Origin of the sequence: Streptomyces racemochromogenes, from assembly GCF_039535215.1 — a bacterium.
Classification (GTDB): domain Bacteria; phylum Actinomycetota; class Actinomycetes; order Streptomycetales; family Streptomycetaceae; genus Streptomyces; species Streptomyces racemochromogenes.
Genome location: NZ_BAAAWT010000001.1, coordinates 1,494,125 through 1,508,612 on the forward strand (window position 1 = coordinate 1,494,125; position 14,488 = coordinate 1,508,612).

12 protein-coding genes are annotated in these 14,488 nt (G+C 74.0%); 6 read left to right on the forward strand and 6 right to left on the reverse strand.

The genetic code is table 11. From position 1 onward, the window contains the following. The first annotated feature begins 33 nt into the window (after positions 1-33). From ABD973_RS06875 to ABD973_RS06885, 3 genes are all read left to right on the forward strand, one after another. Positions 34-699: a TetR/AcrR family transcriptional regulator gene (locus ABD973_RS06875; protein ID WP_345499226.1), complete on the forward strand. Its 666-nt coding sequence runs from the start codon at positions 34-36 to the stop codon at positions 697-699. Positions 700-742: 43 nt separating this feature from the next. Next, positions 743-1,480, forward strand: a complete 738-nt coding sequence (locus ABD973_RS06880; protein ID WP_345499228.1) for a DUF2470 domain-containing protein — start codon at positions 743-745, stop codon at positions 1,478-1,480. Positions 1,481-1,543: 63 nt separating this feature from the next. Further along, entirely contained in the window at positions 1,544-2,464 is a 921-nt protein-coding gene (locus tag ABD973_RS06885) for an NADP-dependent oxidoreductase (RefSeq protein ID WP_125822861.1), read from the forward strand. A gap of 127 nt (positions 2,465-2,591) precedes the next feature. Here the strand turns inward: ABD973_RS06885 and ABD973_RS06890 are convergent, their stop codons facing one another. Genes ABD973_RS06890 through ABD973_RS06915 form a run of 6 tightly spaced genes read right to left on the reverse strand, consistent with a single transcriptional unit; the run spans position 2,592 to position 8,311 of the window. Continuing rightward, positions 2,592-3,914 carry an LLM class flavin-dependent oxidoreductase gene (locus ABD973_RS06890; protein WP_125605323.1) on the reverse strand — a complete coding sequence of 441 codons (1,323 nt, stop codon included), beginning with the start codon at positions 3,912-3,914 and terminating at the stop codon, positions 2,592-2,594. Positions 3,915-3,963: 49 nt separating this feature from the next. Further along, positions 3,964-4,914 carry an ABC transporter permease gene (locus ABD973_RS06895; RefSeq protein ID WP_345499232.1) on the reverse strand — a complete coding sequence of 317 codons (951 nt, stop codon included), beginning with the start codon at positions 4,912-4,914 and terminating at the stop codon, positions 3,964-3,966. After that, positions 4,911-5,732: an ABC transporter ATP-binding protein gene (locus ABD973_RS06900; RefSeq protein WP_125605021.1), complete on the reverse strand. Its 822-nt coding sequence runs from the start codon at positions 5,730-5,732 to the stop codon at positions 4,911-4,913. Before ABD973_RS06900 ends, ABD973_RS06895 begins: the two co-directional genes overlap by 4 nt. Before the next feature lie 6 nt (positions 5,733-5,738). Then, the gene (locus tag ABD973_RS06905; RefSeq protein WP_125605019.1) at positions 5,739-6,782 is read right to left on the reverse strand and encodes an ABC transporter substrate-binding protein; all 1,044 of its coding nucleotides are present in this window, start codon (positions 6,780-6,782) and stop codon (positions 5,739-5,741) included. A gap of 24 nt (positions 6,783-6,806) precedes the next feature. Beyond that, positions 6,807-7,352 (reverse strand): NADPH-dependent FMN reductase, encoded by a 546-nt coding sequence (gene ssuE / locus ABD973_RS06910; RefSeq protein ID WP_125605017.1) that lies wholly within the window; start codon positions 7,350-7,352, stop codon positions 6,807-6,809. A 29-nt stretch (positions 7,353-7,381) separates the two neighbouring features. Continuing rightward, positions 7,382-8,311 (reverse strand): TauD/TfdA dioxygenase family protein, encoded by a 930-nt coding sequence (locus tag ABD973_RS06915; RefSeq protein ID WP_125605015.1) that lies wholly within the window; start codon positions 8,309-8,311, stop codon positions 7,382-7,384. 741 nt (positions 8,312-9,052) lie between these two features. On the opposite strand from ABD973_RS06915, the gene ABD973_RS06920 reads away from it, so the two are divergent. The 3 genes from ABD973_RS06920 to scpA all read left to right on the forward strand — a co-directional run bounded on the left by ABD973_RS06920 (position 9,053) and on the right by scpA (position 14,477). Further along, positions 9,053-10,318, forward strand: coding sequence for an ROK family transcriptional regulator (locus tag ABD973_RS06920; protein WP_125822858.1), 1,266 nt, complete (start codon positions 9,053-9,055; stop codon positions 10,316-10,318). Between the two features lie 63 nt (positions 10,319-10,381). Then, positions 10,382-12,268 carry a methylmalonyl-CoA mutase small subunit gene (mutA, locus tag ABD973_RS06925; RefSeq protein WP_125822857.1) on the forward strand — a complete coding sequence of 629 codons (1,887 nt, stop codon included), beginning with the start codon at positions 10,382-10,384 and terminating at the stop codon, positions 12,266-12,268. 7 nt (positions 12,269-12,275) lie between these two features. After that, positions 12,276-14,477 (forward strand): methylmalonyl-CoA mutase, encoded by a 2,202-nt coding sequence (gene scpA, locus ABD973_RS06930; protein WP_386382174.1) that lies wholly within the window; start codon positions 12,276-12,278, stop codon positions 14,475-14,477. Positions 14,478-14,488 lie beyond the last annotated feature (11 nt).

Sequence of the window (14,488 nt, forward strand, 5' to 3'; positions counted from 1 at the left end):
CAACACCGACACGAAGGACGTAGGGTCGCCGCCATGACCAATGGCGACGAGGTCCGCACGTTGAGCGACACCGCGGGCTCCGGCCCCGCCCGGTCGGGTGCCACGGGGAGGGCCGGGCCGGCCGTGCGGCCGCCGCGCCGCGAGGACGCGATCCGCAACCGCGCGCAGATCCTGGCCGCCGCGGAGCAGTTGTTCACCGAGCGGGATCCGCGCGGCGTGACGATGGACCACATAGCCAAGGCGGCCGGCGTCGGGCGGGCGACGCTCTACCGCCGGTTCCCCGATCCGGCCTCCGTGGCCGCGGCACTGCTGGACGAGCACGAGCGGACCCTGCGCGGGCGCCTCGCGTTCGGGCCGCCGCCGCTGGGGCCGGGCGCCCCGCCGGCGCAGCGGCTGGCCGCCTTCTACGCGGCGGCCCTGGAGCACCTGGAGCGGCATCTGCCGCTGGCTCTGGGCATCGGCCCGGGCCCGGCCCGGTTCGCGGGCGGCACGTACCGGCACTGGCGGGCGCACGTCCGGGCCCTGCTCGTGGAGGCGGACGCCGACGACCCCGACGTCAGTGTGGACGCCCTGCTCAGCCCGCTCTCCCCGGAGGTCTACCAGTTCCAGCGGCACACCCTGGGCTTCGCGCCCGCGCGGATCGCCGAGACGCTCGGGCGGCTGGCGCGCGGGGTACTCCCCGACCCACAGATGGGTTAGGTTAGGCATACCTAAGTCAACCTCGAACGAGGGAGAGATCCGCATGCGCCTGCCCGGTGCCCCCGCCGCCACGCCCCCCGCCCGGCCCACCGAGGCCGAACGGGTCCGCTCCGTCCTGGCCGCCGCCCACTCGATGACCGTCGTCATCGACGGCGTGCGCCACGAGGTCCGCGACCTGGACGGCGGGGACGTGCTCGGCCGGCTGCACCTGCACCCCGCCGCGCCCCTGGCCGGGCAGCCGGCCCCGCTCCCGCACGACGGACCGCCCGCCATCCGGCTGGAGTTCACCGACATCGCCCCGACACCCGTACGCGACCGGGTGCGCGCCCGCGTCACCGTCCTGGGCCACCTGCTGACCCCCTGGGCCGACGGGTCCTCCGCCCCCGGGACCACCACCTGCGTGGAGTACGGCCGGGCGGTCCTGGAGACCGCGCGGGGAACCTCGTACATCGGGCTGGAGGAGCTGGACGGGGCCTGGCCCGACCCGCTGGCCACCTACGAGGCCGGCATGCTCACCCACCTCCTCGACGAGCACCCCGAACTGGTGACCCTGCTCCTGCGGCTGGTCCGGCCGCTGCCCTCGGCCGCCGTCCTGCGCGCGCTGCCGCTCGCCCTGGACCGGTACGGGATCACCCTGCGCCTGGAGGAGCGCGCCGGCCACCGCGACGTGCGCCTGCCCTTCCCCTCCGTCCTCGACGACGTCGACCAGGCGGGCACCCAGATCCAGGCCCTGCTCAGCGCGGCCCGGCGGCGCTCGCACCGCAACTCCCTCCCCGCTTGAGGATCGCTCGAACCGGGGTGTCGACCCGGAATTCCCGCCTTGACCTGCCCCGTTGTGGCGTACATGAAGGCAATCACCTACAGCAGTTACGGAACTCCCGCCCGGCTGGAGCTCGTTGAGGCACCCGAGCCCAAGGTCGGCCCCGGGGAGGTCCTGATCCGGGTCAAGGCCGCCGGGGTCAACCCGGTGGACTGGAAGCTCGCCGCCGGATACCTCGATGCGATCCTCGAAGTGCGCTACCCCGTCATACCCGGCTGGGACGTGGCCGGAGTCGTCGAAGCCGTCGGCCCCGACACCTTCGACTTCGCCGTCGGCGACGAGGTCTACGGGTACGTCCGCAAGGAGTGGGTCGAACTCGGCACCTACGCCGAGCTCGTCGCGGCCCCCGTGCGGACGCTGGCCCGCAAGCCGCGCGCCCTGACCTTCGAGCAGGCCGCGGGCGTCCCGCTGGCCGGCCTCACCGCGTACCAGTCCCTCACCCGCGTGGACGTCAAGGCCGGCGAGACCGTCGTCATCCACTCCGCCGCGGGCGGCACCGGCTCCCTCGGCGTGCAGATCGCCGTCGCGCTCGGTCTGCGCGTCATCGGCACGGCCGGCGCGCACAACCACGACTACCTGCGCTCCCTCGGCGCCGAGCCCGTCCTGTACGGGGACGGCCTCGCGGACCGGATCCGCGAGCTCGCCCCCGAAGGCATCGACGCCGGGCTGGACTTCTTCGGCGCAGGAGCCGTGGAGGTCCTCCAGTCGCTCGTCAAGGAGCGCGGCCGGGTGGTCTCCATCGCCGACTACGAAGCCGCCGCCAAGGGCGCGCACCAGCCGTGGGTGCGCCCGGACACCGCCGACCTGACGTTCCTGGCGGAACTCGCCGACTCGGGCCGCCTCACGGTCAACGTCGAACACGCGCTGCCGCTCGCCGAGGCCGCGAAGGCCTGGGAGCTCAGCGCCGCGGGCCGCACCCGCGGCAAGATCGTCCTGACGGTCTGAGCGCCGGCCGGGCGCAGCCGGGGGCCGCGTGCGGTCGGCCCCGGGAGCCGTCCGGACCCGGAACGCGAACGGGCCCCCGGAGCACGCGCTCCAGGGGCCCGTACCGTTCCCCTCCCCCCTCGCCCCCCTACCGGGTGTGGCGGTTGGCGGGGCGCGCCAGGCCGTAGTTCTCGCGCAGGGTGCGCCCCTCGTACTCGGTGCGGAACAGCCCCCGCTCCTGGAGGACCGGCACGACCTGGTCGACGAAGTCGGTGAGGCCGGTGGGCAGCACGGGCGCCATGATGTTGAAGCCGTCGGCCGCGCCCTGGGTGAACCACTCCTCCAGCTGGTCGGCGATCTGCTCGGCGGTGCCCGCGAAGACCCGGTGGCCGCGCCCGGCGCCGAGGCGCGCGATCAGCTGGCGCAGGGTGAGCCCGTCGCGGCGGGCGATCTCGGCGACGAGCGTGAAGCGGCTCTTGTTGCCGTTGATCTCCCGCTCCTCGGGGAGCTCGGGCAGCGGGCCGTCGAGGTCGGCGCCGGTGAGGTCGGTGCCCAGCATCCCCGACAGCTGGGCGAGCCCGTACTCGGGGACCTGCAGCTCGGTGAGCTCCCGTTCCAGTGCCTTCGCCTCGGCCTCGGTGGCGCCGATGACGGGGGCGATGCCGGGCAGGACGAGCAGCTCGTCCTCGGTGCGGCCGTAGCGGGCGAGGCGGGACTTGAGGTCCTTGTAGAAGGTCTGGCCGTCGGCGAGGGTCTGCTGCGCGGTGAAGACGGCCTCCGCGTACTGGGCCGCGAACTCCTTGCCGGACTCGGACGAGCCGGCCTGCACGAGCAGCGGGTGGCCCTGCGGGGAGCGCGGCACGTTGAGCGGGCCCGCGACGCCGAAGTACTCGCCCTTGTGCGCGGCCGGGTGGAGCTTGTCGGTGTCGGCGTAGATGCCGCGCTCCTTGTCGAGGACGATCGCGTCGTCCTCCCAGCTGTCCCAGAGCTTGGTGGCGACGTCGAGGAACTCGCGGGCCCGGTCGTAGCGCAGCCCGTGCTCCAGGTGCTCCTCCCGGTTGAAGTTGCGGGCCTCGTCGAGGGTGCCGGAGGTGACGATGTTCCAGCCGGCCCGGCCGCCGCTGATGTGGTCGAGGGAGGCGAACTTGCGGGCGAGGTTGTAGGGCTCGTTGAAGGTGGTGGAGACGGTGGCGATCAGGCCGATGTGCTCGGTGACGGCGGCGATGGCGGAGAGCAGGGTGATCGGCTCGAAGCCGCCGAGGGCGTTGTAGCGGGCCTTGCCCCACAGGGCCACGCCGTCCGCGAAGAAGATCGAGTCCAGTCGTCCGCGTTCGGCGGTGCGGGCCAGCTCCTGGAAGTAGCGCACGTCGGTGATGCGCTCGGGGGTGCTGGCCGGGTGCCGCCAGGCGGCGTCGTGGTGGCCTGCGTTCATCAGGAAGGCGTTGAGGTGGAGGGTGCGGGGTGCGGGCATGTCTGTTCCCTGGGTCGGGCGGGCGGGAGGGCGGGCGCGGGCCCGGTGGTCAGGCGGGGACGCGCCAGAGGCTGAGGCGGCGTTCGACCGCCACCAGGACCTGGTTGAAGGCCACGCCGATGGCCGAGATCGTGACGATCCCCGCGTACATCTGCGGGATGGCGAAGTTGAACTGCGAGGCGTTGATCAGGTAGCCGAGCCCCGCCTTGGCGCCGATCATCTCGGCGGCCACCAGCACCAGGATCGACACCGCTCCGGCCAGCCGGATGCCGGTGAAGACGGCCGGGACGGAGGCCGGGAGGATCACCTTCTGGAAGAGCCTGGGCGTCGACAGGTTCATCGACCGGGCCAGCCGGACCAGGGTGGGGTCCGCGTTGCCGACGGCACTGATGGTGTTCAGGAGGATCGGCCAGACGCAGGCGTAGACGACGATCGACACCTTCGAGGTCTCCCCGATGCCGAGGAGCAGGACGAAGACGGGGAGCAGCGCGAGGGCCGCCGTGTTGCGGAACAGCTCCAGCAGCGGGCCGAGGAAGGCCGCGACGGGCCGGTACCACCCGATCAGGAGACCGAGCGGGACCGCCACCGCGACGGCGATGGCGAAGCCGCCGAAGGACCGGGTGAGACTGGCCCACGTGTGCTCGCCGAGCTGGCCGTCGCCGAGCAGCTCCCACCAGGCCCGGGCCACCTCGCTGACCGGGGGCAGGAAGGTGGCGTCGACCAGGCCGAGCCGGGGTGCGGCCTCCCACAGCGCGAGCAGGGCGAGGATCGCCGCCGACCGCAGCAGCGAGGCCCGCAGCCAGCGCAGTACGGGCACCGACCGGGCCGGCCGGGGAGCGGCGGGCGCGGCGGGGGCGGGGGCGGCGGGGGCCGCCGGCCGCGCCCCGTCCCGTAGGGCGTCCGGGGCGGCGGGGGCCGGGGCGGCGGGGACGAGCGTGCCGGTCCCGGCGCGGGTGGCGCTGGCGGTGACGGTGGCGGTGACGGGTGTGTCGGTGCTCATGCGGCGGCCTCTTCCTTCTCCAGTTGCTGGGCGCGGGCCACCTCGTCGTGGAGCAGGCTCCAGATCTCGTGGCGGTAGCGGGCGAACTCCGGGCTGGAGCGCAGGTCCTCGCCGGTGGACCCGGTGAGCCGGTCGCCGAGCGAGACCGGGACGACCTCCTTGACCCGGCCGGGCCGGGAGGTGATGACGGCCACCCGCTGCCCGAGGTACACGGCCTCCTCGATGCCGTGCGTGATGAAGACGACGGTCTTGCCGGTCCGCTGCCAGATGCGCCGCAGTTCGTCCTGGAGGGACTCGCGGGTCTGCGCGTCCAGCGCTGCGAAGGGCTCGTCCATCAGCAGCACGTCCGGGTCGTACGCCAGCGAGCGGGCGATGGCGACCCGCTGGCGCATCCCGCCGGACAGCTCGTGCGGATGCCGGTCCTCGAATCCGCGCAGTCCCACCAGGTCGAGGAACTCCCGGGCCTTCGCCGCCCGTTGTCTGCGCGGGACGCCGGTGGCCTCCAGGCCGAACTCGACGTTGCCGAGCGCGGTGCGCCAGGGCAGGAGCGCGTACTGCTGGAAGACGATGCCCCGGTCCAGCCCCGGCCCGGTGACGGGCTCGCCGTCGAGCAGGATGCGGCCGGAGGTGGGCCGGGTGAGGCCGCCGAGGAGGTCCAGGAGGGTGGACTTCCCGCAGCCGCTGGGGCCGACGACGACCAGGAACTCCCCCGCCGCGATCTCCAGGTCGATCCCGTCGAGCGCGGTGAACTCGGCGCCCTTCCCGCCCCCCTTGACCGGGAAGGTCTTGGTCACGGACTCGAACACGATCTTGGCCATGGCGGTTCAGCCCTTCCCCTGGCCGTTGAACTCGTTGGTGTACAGGTCGGCGGCCTTGAGCTGGCCGGGCTTGATCTCGCCCCGCTCGCCGAGCCAGTCCAGCCAGAGCTGGAACTCCTTGTCCTCGATCCGCCCGTACTGCCCGGCGACCCCGTAGGAGCGCCAGTACTGGAGGGTGGCCGTGTCCTCGTTGCGGCCGCGCTTCTTGACGATCTCGGTCTGGCGGGCGATGACCTCCTGGCGCGGGGTGGTGCGCGACCATTCGATGGCCTTGCCGATCCCGGTGACGAAGGTGCGGACGGTGTCCGGGTTCTGCTTCACGAACTGCTTCGTCATCACGTAGGAGCCGGCGCTGAACTTGCCGAGCAGGTCGTAGTCGCTGAACAGCGGCCTGATGCCGCCGGCCGCGAGGGCCTTGTCGCGCAGGACGCCGCCCAGCACGCCGACCTCGATCTGCTTCTGCCGCAGCACCTGCTCGGTGTTGACGGGCGGCACGACGAGCGCCTCGACCTTGGCCGATTCCGCCTTCGATATCCCGTTGCGGCTCAGGTAGATGTCCAGGAGGGCCTGGGAGTGCGCGCCCAGGGTGTTCATGCCGACCTTCTTGCCGAGCAGGTCGCGGGCCGAGCGGATCGGGCTGTCCTCCAGGACGTAGTAGCCGCTGTACGCGTCCTGGTCGACGCCGTAGTAGGAGATGACGGAGGTGATCGGGGCCTTGCTGGAGGCGAGTTTGACGATGGCGCCGTTGAAGGCGCCGCCGAAGTGGATCTGGCCGGTGGCGGCGGACTGGATGTCCTGCGGGCCGCTGATGGTGTTGCCGACCCACTCCAGCTTGAGGTTCCCGAGGTAGCCGAGGTCGGCGGCCAGCTCGGGAAGGGTGACGGCGCCCACGCTGCCCTGGTACTTCAGCGTGGTGACCTGGCCGCCGGGGCGGCCGGAGCCGCCTCCGGTGGCGGTGGCCGTACCGCAGCTCACCGCGGCCGCCGAGATGCCGAGCAGGGTCAGGAACTGGCGCCGGGAACGGGTGGCGGTGGTGGATGCTGCGGACATGACGGTTCCTTGGGGTGCGGGACGTTACGGGACGGTGGTCAGGGCGGGGAAGGCGTCGGCGAACTCGTCGACGGCCTGGAAGAGGTCCAGCTCGGCCTCGGGGCGCAGCCGGTCGGGGCCGGCCCCGCGCTCGACCGAGGAGTCCAGGACGAACCGGCCGGCGGTGACGTGCCGGGCGCCGAGGGCGGCGAGCACCGGGCGCAGGGCGTAGTCGATCGTCAGGACGTGGGCGAGGCTGCCGCCGGTGGCCAGCGGCAGGACGGTCTTCCCGGCCAGGCCGTCCTGCGGGAGCAGGTCGAGGAAGGCCTTGAGGAGGCCGGTGTACGAGGCCTTGTAGACCGGGGTCGCGATGACCAGGCCGTCGGCTGCGGCGACGGCCTCCAGGGCGCTGCGGATCTCCGGCTCACCGCGCCGGGCGGCCAGCAGGTCGGCGGCGGGGAGGGTGCGTACGGACAGGTGCGCGGTCTCGAACCCGGCGTGGGCCAGGCGCCGCAGCACGTGGTCGGCGACGACCTCGGTGCGGGAGTGGGCGGAGGGGCTGCCGGTGAGGGCGAGCAACTTGGACGGCACGGCGTGCTCCGTTCTCGGGCGCGGGGGGGTCAGGCGGAGGTCGAGGCTCCGGACGCGATGCCGAAGGACGGCTCGGGTACGGCCTCGGGGCTGATCAGGCGGGAGGGCACCCCGTCGGGCCCGACCGGGACGTCGCCGTCGACCGTGACCCGGCGCAGGGTGCGCTCGTGGTCGTCGGAGTCGTCGACGCCGTAGTGCTGGGTGGCGCGGTTGTCCCAGATCGCGACGTCACCGGTGCGCCACTGCCACCGCACGGTGTTCTCGGGGCTCTCGACGTGCGCCTGGAAGAGGTCCACCAGGGCCCGCGAGTCCCGGCCGGTCAGGCCCTGGATCCGCTGCACGAAGTTGCCGAGGAGCAGGGTCCGCTCACCGGTCTCGGGGTGGACGCGGACCAGCGGGTGCTCGGTGAGGAAGGAGGTGGAGGTGAACACCTCCCGGTACTGGGCGAGGGCCTCGGGGAGGGCGTCCGGCTTCAGGGCGGCGTAGTCGTACTCGTTGGAGTGCACGGCCCGCAGCCCGTCGGCGAGCGCCCGCAGCGGCTCGGGCAGGTGGGAGTAGGCGGTGGCGGTGTTGGCCCAGAGCGTGTCGCCGCCGTACGGGGGGATGGTGACGGCCCGCAGGATCGAGAAGGCGGGGTAGGCGGGGACGAAGGTCACGTCGGTGTGCCACTGATTGGCGCGGGCGCCGTGGTGGGAGTCGATGCCGAGGGCGTAACGCCCGTCCGCGGAGGGCACGGTGGGGTGCGCGACGGGCGTCCCGAGCAGCCGGGCGAAGGCCTCGTGGGAGGCCTCGTCCAGGTGGTCCTGGTCGCGGAAGAAGACGACCTTGTGGGCGAGCAGGGCGGCCCGGACCTCGGCGACGGTCTCGGCGGCGAGCTCGCCGCCCAGGCGGACGCCGCCGATCTCGGCGCCGATGCGGCCGCCGATCTTCGTGACGGTGGTGGCGGTGGCGGTGGCCATGAGGACTCCTCGGTGTTTATTTCCGCAGCGGAAGAAATGGACGCAGCAGTAACCCGGCACCCGGCGGTACGCCGGGGCACGGCGGAGCGGTGGTGCGGGAGCGGCCGGGGGCTGCGCCCCGGACCCCGCGGCGGTCACGCGGCGGGGGTGCGGGGCGGCCGGGGGCCGGCGGGTCGGGGGCTCAGGCCCCGAGAAGGGCCGGACAGCGGCCCGGACACCGGCCGGGCGCGCTACAGGGTCCGGAGGTGTGGAGCCGCGGGGCGGGGTACGCGTTCGCGGTCATGACTCGGAGCCTGTCAGCGCCCCCGCCCGGGGTCAACCCCCGCCCACTCCCCCTCCGCGGCCCCGCCCCAGGCCCCTGACCTGCACCTTCGCAACCCGCAACGGCCGAAAAGCCGTGGCCGGATTTCACGGGGCCGCAACGCCCCCGCCATGTCGCTCCGCAGGGGGCGGGGGGAGGCGGTAGCCCGCCGGGGCGGTCAGGGGCTGCCGTCGACCCGGAGCCCGCCCCGCAACCGACGCGCGCCCGCGCTCCGGGCCGTGGGGCGCGCCCCCGCCGCGGTGCCGGGCGAGGTCCGCACCCCGCGCCCGCGGGGGCGGACACCGTCCCGGGGTCGTCCCCCGGAGGTCGCCCCACCGCGGCAGGGTGCCTCGTACCCCCCCGGGGCGAGGGGGAGGAGGCTCGCGCGCCGCACCTGCCCCGCGCCACGAACCTCCCGCCCCGCCCGGCATCATCGACGCATGACGAGAATGCCGGGCGACGGCCGGGGGGCCGCCAATGCCGCCGCCGTGCTGCGGACCGTGCTGGACCACGGACCCGTCGCGCGGAGCGGGATCTCCGCCCTGTGCGGGCTGAGTCCCGCCGCGGTGTCGCGGCAGGCGACCGGGCTGCTGCGGGCCGGGCTGCTGCGCGAGCTGCCCGGGCCCCCGGCGCACGCCGGGTCCGGTCGGCCGCGGGTGCCGCTCGACCTGCACACCGGGGCCGTCGGCGGGCCCGTCGCCGCCGGGCTGCACATCGGGGTGCCCTCCTCCACCTTCAGCCTCGTCGACCTGCGCGGCCGGACCCTGGCCCGCCGCTCCCTCCCCCACCACGCCGGGCGGAACGACCCCGCCCTCATCGCCTGCGCGCTCCGCGACTTCCTCCGCGACTCCGACACCGGCCGCCCCCTGCTCGGCCTCGGGGCGGCCCTCGGCGGCTGGGTCCGCCCCGACACCGGGACCGTCGTGCGCCACCCCGCGCTCGACTGGCACGACCGCCCCCTCGCGGACGAACTCGGCGCCGCCCTCCGGCTCCCCGTCCGGGTCGACAACCACGCCCGGGCCGTCGCGGCCGCCGAGGTCCTGTTCGGGCACCCGGCGGCCCGCCGCAGCCTCGTCCACCTGTTCATCGGCAACGTCGTCGACGCCGCGTTCGGCATCGAGGGCACCGTCCACCAGGGCCCGGGCTCCGCCGCCGGCGACGTCGCCCACCTCCCCGTGCCCGGGTCCGGCGCCGCCTGCGCGTGCGGCCGTACGGGGTGCCTCCAGGCGGCCGCCTCCGACACCGCGCTCGGCGCCGAGGCCGTGCGGCGGGGCATCGTCCCCGATCCGTCGGTCCCCCTCCTGGCCGACGCCGCGGCCGCGGGCGACCCGCGCGCCGACCGGCTGCTGCGCGAGCGCGCCCGGGACGTGGGGCGGGCCGCGGCCCTGCTCCTCGACGTGTTCAACCCGGCGGTCATGGTCGTCACGGAGCTCTCCAGCGTCCTGAACGACGCCTACCTCGACGAGATCCGCACCGCCGCCCTGGAGCGCTCCCGCGTCTGCGACGACCCCGCCCGGATCGTGGCCCCGCACGCCGGCCCGGCCGTACTCCCCCAGGCCGCCGCGACCGTCCTCCTGGCCCCGCTGTTCCGGGACCCGGCGGGCGGCTCCCCGGCCCCCAGCACGGACCCCGTCCCGGCTCCCACCCCACCTCCACCCCACCCCGACCCCACTCCCACCCCGCCCCCGACCCCACAGCTCATCTGAGAGGGGGAGATCACATCCGGTGGTTCTGGTAACCGCCGAGTAGCCACCCCTAGCATTCGAGCCATGACGGTCCTGCCTGACGACGGGCTCTCCCTGGCCGCCGAATTTCCTGACACGACACATGAGCAGTGGCAACGCCTCGTCGAGGGCGTACTGCGCAAGTCGGGCAAGGAAGTCACCGGCGAGGCAGCGGAAGCAGCACTGTCCACCAAGCTAGAGGACGGGCTCATCACCCGCCCGCTGTACACGGCGCGCCCCGAAGCGGACGGCCCCGACGCGGACGGCCCCGACACCGGCTTCCCCGGGTTCGCGCCCTTCGTACGGGGCGGCACCCCCGAAGGCGGCAGCGCCTCGGGCTGGGACGTGCGCCAGCGCATCGCGGGCAGTGATCCGGTACGGGTCAACGAGGCGGCCCTCGCCGACCTGGAGAACGGCACCACCTCCCTCTGGCTGACCGTCGGCCGGCAGGGCGTACCCGCCGAGGCCCTGGGCCGCGCCCTGCAGGACGTCTACCTCGACCTCGCCCCGGTCACCCTGGACGCCGGAGCCGAATACGCCGACGCCGCGCGCGCGTTGCTCGCCCTGTACGCGGAGCGCGAGGTGGCCCCCGAGGCCGCCCGCGCCGCGCTCGGCATCGACCCGCTGGGCCACGAGGCCCGCACCGGCGAGGCCGTGGACACCGCCCCCGCCGTGGAGATCGCCCGCGAGGCGGCCGCGTCCTGGCCGGGCGTGCGCGCGCTGACCGTCGACGCCCTGCCGTACCACGAGGCCGGCGGCTCGGCGGCCGAGGAGCTCGGCCTGTCCCTGGCCACCGGCGTCGCGTACCTGCGCGCCCTCACCGGGGCCGGCCTCGGCACCGAAGCCGCCTTCGGGCAGCTGGAGTTCCGCTACTCGGCGACCGCCGACCAGTTCCTGACCATCGCCAAGCTGCGTGCCGCGCGCCGCCTGTGGGCCCGGATCGCCGAGGCCTGCGGCACCCCCGAGGCGGGTGCGCAGCGGCAGCACGCCGTGACCTCGCCGGTGATGATGACCCGCCGCGACCCGTGGGTGAACATGCTGCGGACCACCGTGGCCTGCATGGCGGCCGGTGTGGGCGGCGCGGACTCCGTCACCGTGCTCCCGTTCGACAGCGAGCTGGGTCTGCCGGACGCCTTCGCGCGCCGCATCGCACGCAACACCTCGACCGTCCTCCTGGAGGAGTCGCACCTGGCCCGGGTGATCGACCCGGCGGGCGGCTCGTACTACGTGGAGCAGCTCACCGACGAACTGGCGCACGCGGCCTGGGAGTTCTTCCAGACCGTCGAGCGGGCCGGCGGCCTGGCCGCCGCGCTGCGCTCCGGGCTGGTCGCGGAGCGGCTCGCGGCCACGTGGGCGGCGCGCTCCAAGAAGCTGGCCACCCGCCGCGAACCGGTCACCGGGGTCAGCGAGTTCCCGCTGCTGTCGGAGAAGCCCCTGGTCCGCGAGGCGGCTCCGGCCGCGCCCTCGGGCGGTCTGCCGCGGGTGCGGCGCGACGAGGCGTACGAGGCGCTGCGCGCCCGCAGTGACGCGCACCTGGAAGCCACCGGCAGCCGGCCGCGGATCTTCCTCGCGGCCCTGGGCCCGGCCTCCGCGCACACCGGGCGGGCGACCTTCGCGTCGAACCTGTTCCAGGCGGGCGGCATCGAGCCCGTGCACGACCCGGTGTCGGTGGACGCGGCGAACGCCGCCGAGGCGTACGCGGCGAGCGGCGCGGACGGTGTGGCGGTGCTGTGCTCCTCGGACGCGCTGTACGAGGAGCGGGCCGCGGCGGTGGCCGCCGCCCTGCGCGGGGCCGGCGCGACGACGGTGTTCCTCGCGGGCAAGCCCGGCACCTGCGCCGACGCGGTGGACGAGTACGTGTTCGCCGGCTGCGACGCGGTCGCCGTGCTGTCCTCCGTACTCGACCGGATGGGAGTGCCCCGTGACCAGTGAGCGCCGTGTGAGCAGCATCCCCGATTTCTCCGAGCTCGCCCTCGGTGCGGCCCCGCGCGGCGCCACCGAGGACCAGTGGCGCGCCGCGGTGAAGGAGTCCACCGGCACCACCCCGGCCGACCTGCTGTGGGAGACGCCCGAGGGCATCGGCGTACAACCGCTGTACACGGGACGTGACCTGGAGGGCCTGGACTTCCTGCGGACCTACCCGGGTGCGGCGCCGTACCTGCGCGGCCCGTACCCGACGATGTACGTGAACCAGCCCTGGACGATCCGGCAGTACGCCGGTTTCTCCACGGCCGAGGAGTCCAACGCCTTCTACCGGCGCAACCTGGCGTCCGGGCAGAAGGGCCTGTCGGTGGCGTTCGACCTGCCGACGCACCGCGGCTACGACAGCGACCACCCGCGCGTGACGGGCGACGTCGGCATGGCCGGCGTGGCGATCGACTCGATCTACGACATGCGCCAGCTGTTCGACGGCATCCCGCTGGACAGGATGTCGGTGTCCATGACGATGAACGGCGCGGTGCTGCCGGTCCTCGCCCTGTACATCGTGGCGGCGGAGGAGCAGGGCGTCTCGCCCGACAAGCTCGCCGGGACCATCCAGAACGACATCCTCAAGGAGTTCATGGTCCGCAACACCTACATCTATCCGCCGAAGCCCTCGATGCGGATCATCTCGGACATCTTCTCCTTCACCTCGCAGAAGATGCCGCGCTACAACTCCATCTCGATCTCCGGGTACCACATCCAGGAGGCGGGGGCCACGGCCGACCTGGAGCTGGCCTACACCCTGGCCGACGGCGTGGAGTACCTGCGGGCCGGGCAGGGCGCCGGGCTGGACGTGGACGCGTTCGCGCCGCGGCTGTCGTTCTTCTGGGCGATCGGCATGAACTTCTTCATGGAGGTCGCGAAGCTGCGCGCGGCGCGCCTGCTGTGGGCGAAGCTGGTCAGGCAGTTCGACCCGAAGAACGCCAAGTCCCTCTCCCTGCGCACCCATTCGCAGACGTCGGGCTGGTCGCTGACGGCGCAGGACGTCTTCAACAACGTCACGCGCACCTGCATCGAGGCGATGGCCGCGACCCAGGGCCACACCCAGTCGCTGCACACGAACGCCCTCGACGAGGCGCTGGCCCTGCCGACGGACTTCTCGGCGCGCATCGCCCGCAACACCCAGCTGCTGCTCCAGCAGGAGTCGGGGACCTGCCGGTCGATCGACCCGTGGGGCGGCAGCGCGTACGTGGAGAAGCTGACGTACGACCTGGCGCGCCGGGCGTGGCAGCACATCCAGGAGGTCGAGGCGGCCGGCGGCATGGCGCAGGCCATCGACGCGGGCATCCCGAAGCTGCGCGTGGAGGAGGCCGCGGCCCGTACGCAGGCGCGGATCGACTCGGGCCGGCAGCCGGTGATCGGCGTCAACAAGTACCGGGTGGAGAACGACGAGCAGATCGACGTCCTCGTGGTCGACAACTCCTCGGTGCGCGCGCAGCAGATCGCCAAGCTGCGGCGGCTGCGCGAGGAGCGCGACGAGGCGCGCACGCAGGACGCGCTGCGGGCTCTGACGAACGCGGCGGAGCGCGGCGCGGGCCAGGGCCTGGAGGGCAACCTGCTGGCGCTGGCGGTGGACGCGGCGCGGGCCAAGGCCACGGTCGGTGAGATCTCGGACGCACTCGAGAAGGTGTACGGGCGCCACGCGAGCCAGATCCGTACGATCTCGGGTGTGTACCGCACCGAAGCAGGCGAGTCCCCGTCCGTGGAGCGCACCCGTGCGCTCGTCGACCGGTTCGAGGAGGCGGAGGGCCGCCGTCCGCGCATCCTGGTCGCGAAGATGGGCCAGGACGGCCACGACCGCGGCCAGAAGGTCATCGCGACGGCCTTCGCCGACCTGGGCTTCGACGTGGACGTCGGCCCGCTGTTCCAGACCCCCGCGGAGGTGGCCCGCCAGGCCGTCGAGGCGGACGTCCACGTGGTGGGCGTCTCGTCGCTGGCGGCCGGCCACCTGACCCTCGTACCGGCGCTGCGCGAGCAGCTGGCGGAGGAGGGGCGCGAGGACATCATGATCGTGGTGGGCGGTGTGATCCCGCCGGCGGACGTCCCGAGGCTGCTGGAGATGGGTGCGACGGCGGTCTTCCCGCCGGGCACGGTCATCCCGGACGCCGCCCACGACCTGGTGACGCGGCTGGCCGCGGACCTGGGCCACGAGCTGTAGGCGGCCGAGCG